Below are 3,895 nucleotides of genomic sequence, written 5' to 3' on the forward strand. Positions count from 1 at the left end.
CGCAAAGATCACACCGGCAATCGCGCCGACAATCAGCATTCCAAGAAGAGAGATACCGATGATCTTTCCGGTGCTCGGTTCCGCATGGAAACCAGCTCCGGCCAGCGTTTTTTCACCAGTCAGATAACGGAATGCGTGCACGTTGTAGTAGATGTATCCGACAACGCCCCAGGCATAGCCAACCGCAACGACGACAAAGCCGAGGATGGCCACACCACCGGGTTCACCGCCCGTCGAATTGAGCACTGTGACCACACTGCCTGCGATGACCAACCCGATGCCGATGAAGATATGCTTCATTGCGCCGTAAAGCCGCGTCCACTTGCCGCCCTGATTGAACCGCTGATCGCCGTAATAGCTGTGATCGGTCTTGTATTTTTCCAGCCAGAAGGTCTGACGCGGCAAAAGAATACCCAAGGTCAGCGCTGTCAGCAGCCCGTGACCGATTGCCCGCCAGACATAGCCCCAGGCGGCCTTGTCCATGCCGAAACGGATACCGCGCAGCCGCGTCCGCGCCATCATATAGCGCCGCGCCCGGTAGCTCGCGAACAGGATCAGCGGGATCAGCGCGAAGAACGACGCATAGATGACACCAATCTGCATCAAGATTTCAGCATCGGTCTGCGGCTCGACGATGAAATGCAGGCCGAAATAGAAGAGAATAAGCTGGACAAGACCCAGATAGATCGCCAGCACAACGACCGCGACAAGAAAGCCAAGGAATTTCTCAAGCCCCGTCCCGGTATATTCCAGCATATCGCCGCCCAGACGGATCGAGGACCAGATGTATTTGCGAATACGGGTCTTTGCCCAGAAACGGTAGATGCCGAGCGTAAGAAGGGTCAAAAGCGCGGTCATGAATGCGAGGCCGAAAAGCGGCCCCTTCTCGCCGGTATAGCCGGCGCTTAATCGGTCGTTGAAAGTCACTAATCTCTTCCTTTGGATGTGTGGCGGATTGAAGGTTCGCCTGCCTGATTTTAAATTTTTCGTGTTCAAATTGTGGCGATTTACCCGTCGATCGGCGAAAAATGCGCTTTAACTGAATGTATTGTCGCGCGGGAAGCCGTGCGGCGGGGCTTTGCCCACACCGGCCCTGCGGGCGATCCAGTCGGTCATGTCCTCGGTCCGCGTATTGCCGTTCGACATGGGCCAACTCAGCCCGTCGGCAAGCGCGAATGTCGTCAAATCCGACAGGCCGCCGTCAAGTTCCAGCACCCCCTGACGCCCGCGCGCCATGTTGTACTTCTGCAGACGCACCCCCTTGCCGCGCGTCATCTCGGGCAGGTCGGCCAGCGGGAAAACCAGAAGCTTGCGGTTCTTCGAGACGATGGCGACATGATCCCCCGCCACGGATTTGCAGACCGCCATCCGGTTGCCCTCGGCAAGGTTCATCACCTGTTTTCCAGCTCGGGTCTGGGCCACAACCTCATCGGCAGACACGGTGAACCCCTCGCCCGCCGTGGAAGCGACGATGAAACGCTCGCCGGGCCGGTGCACCAGCAGGGTGACGATATCGGCCTCGTTCGGCAGATCGACCATCAGCCGCACCGGTTCGCCCATGCCGCGCCCGCCGGGCAGGTTGGCGCCGAGAAGCGTGAAGAACCGGCCATTGGTGCCTGCCAGCAAGATCTTGTCGGTGGTCTCGGCGTGGAAGACAAAGCGACCTTCGTCGCCGTCCTTGAACTTCACTTCCGCATCCAGGGGCTGATGCCCCTTCATCGCACGGATCCAGCCCATCTTCGAACAGATGACGGTGATCGGCTCACGCTCGATCATCGCCTCAAGCGGCACCTCTTCCACTTCGCCCGCCTCGGCGAAGGTGGTGCGCCGCGCGCCGCCCGGCGCGTCCTTGCCGAACTGCTTTTGCACATCGCGGAGTTCGCCCGCGATCTTCTTCCACTGAAGACCCTCGTCGTTCATCAGGTCGTCAAGCTCGGCCCGTTCACGCATCAGCGCGTCCTGCTCTTTCAGCAGCTCCATTTCCTCAAGCTTGCGCAAGCTGCGCAGACGCATGTTGAGGATCGCCTCGACCTGCACCTCGGAAAGACCATCCTCGGTATGGGGCAGCGAGAGGGGTGAAACATAGTCGTGTTCCGAGGTCGCGCGGGCCTGCTTGCGGCTCCATTCCTCGGCCATCAAGGCGGCCTTTGGGTCGCCGTCATAGCGGATGATGTCGATGACACGGTCGAGGTTCAGGAAGGCAGTTATGAAACCTTCCAGCACTTCCAGACGGTGGTCGATCTTTTCGATCCGATGCCGGGTCCGGCGCAAGAGAACGTCCTGCCGGTGCGACAGAAAGGCCCGCAGCACCTCTTTCAGCGAACAGACCTTCGGCACCCGCCCGTCGATCAACACGTTCATGTTGAGGCTGAACCGCGTCTCAAGGTCCGAATTGCGAAAGAGCATGCCCATCAGCATCTCGGGGTCGACATTCTTTGACCGCGGCTCCAGCACGATGCGGATGTCGTCGGCGCTTTCATCCCGGACATCGGCCAGCAGCGGCACCTTCTTGGTCTGGATCACCTCGGCCAGCCGTTCGATCAGCTTTGATTTCTGCACCTGATAGGGAATTTCGGTGACGATTATCTGCCAGGTGCCGCGGCCCTGATCCTCGACCGCCCAGCGCGCCCGGGTGCGGAAGCTGCCGCGCCCGGTCAGATAGGCCTCGCGCATCGCCTCTTTCGTCTCGACGATCACGCCGCCCGTGGGGAAGTCCGGGCCGTTGACCATTTCGATCAGGGTATCATCGCGGACAAGTTCGGAATTCGACGCCTTGGCCAGATGCAGGCAAGCGTCGATCAGTTCGTGCAGGTTGTGCGGCGGAATGTTGGTCGCCATGCCGACCGCGATCCCCGACGACCCATTTGCCAGCAGGTTCGGGAAGGCGGCGGGCAAGACGACCGGCTCTTCCAGCGTGCCGTCGTAGTTCGGGCGATAGTCGACCGCGTTCTCGGCCAGCCCCTCCATCAGCGCCTCGGACGCCGCCGTCAGGCGGGCCTCGGTGTAGCGGCTGGCGGCCGGGTTGTCGCCGTCGATATTGCCGAAATTTCCCTGCCCGTCCACGAGCGGGTAACGCACGTTGAAATCCTGCGCGAGCCGCGCCATCGCGTCATAGATCGCGGCATCGCCGTGCGGGTGATAGTTCCCCATCACGTCGCCCGAAATCTTCGCCGACTTGCGGAAGCCGCCGGTTGACGAGAGCTTCAGTTCCCGCATCGCGTAAAGAATTCGCCGGTGAACCGGCTTCAACCCGTCCCGCGCATCCGGCAGCGCCCGGTGCATGATGGTTGAAAGCGCATAGGTCAGATAGCGCTCGCCGATGGCACGGCTCAGCGGCTCGGAGGTGGTTGCGGGCAGGATGTTGCGGTCGTCGGTATCGTCGCTCATGGATGTGGTGTAATTCGCCCGTCCCTCCCGGTCCAGATGGAAATACCGAACATGGGGGGAGAAGGCCGCCGGTTTTCCCCTGATGTGGCGGGGCCGCCATCCTTTACGTTCACGTCAACGCATTTGACTTGGGGGCAATTATGATCCGGTTCGGAATCTTTATGTGTTTTGTGTCAGCACTCTATGTAATCGGTCAGAAGGAACAGGCTACGGTCCGGCCACGGCCTGCCGCCATACCGATGACGCTCACCCTCGATGAGACCCGGATTGGCGCACCCAAACGTGACGACAGAAATTGGCGCTCCGATATTGAGACGCGCGATATCACCTCGGCACCGGCGGGTTTTGCTTCGGGCACCGGAACCTTCACCAACGTCATCTCCATCGCTGCACCAAGCCTGGGGAACTGATCCGGCTTATCATTGCCAGCCGGAAGAAAACCGCCTAAAGCGGATCGGGTTTACGTTGATAAGTAAGCATCGGAATTCGAACGAAAATGGTTCAAAAT

3 protein-coding genes are annotated in these 3,895 nt (G+C 60.1%); 1 reads left to right on the forward strand and 2 read right to left on the reverse strand.

What is annotated here, in order from left to right:
* A partial coding sequence (locus WBB85_RS17830; protein WP_432639941.1) for a DUF898 family protein occupies positions 1–927 on the reverse strand: 927 nt, incomplete at its 3' end.
* Between the two features lie 108 nt (positions 928–1,035).
* Complete coding sequence (locus WBB85_RS17835; protein WP_432639942.1) at positions 1,036–3,387, reverse strand: DNA topoisomerase IV subunit A; 2,352 nt, start codon at positions 3,385–3,387, stop codon at positions 1,036–1,038.
* Between the two features lie 140 nt (positions 3,388–3,527).
* Here WBB85_RS17835 and WBB85_RS17840 point away from each other — a divergent pair, with 140 nt between their 5' ends.
* Entirely contained in the window at positions 3,528–3,797 is a 270-nt protein-coding gene (locus tag WBB85_RS17840; protein ID WP_432639943.1) for a hypothetical protein, read from the forward strand.
* Positions 3,798–3,895 lie beyond the last annotated feature (98 nt).

Source organism: Albidovulum sp., from assembly GCF_049646345.1.
Taxonomy (GTDB): domain Bacteria; phylum Pseudomonadota; class Alphaproteobacteria; order Rhodobacterales; family Rhodobacteraceae; genus Albidovulum.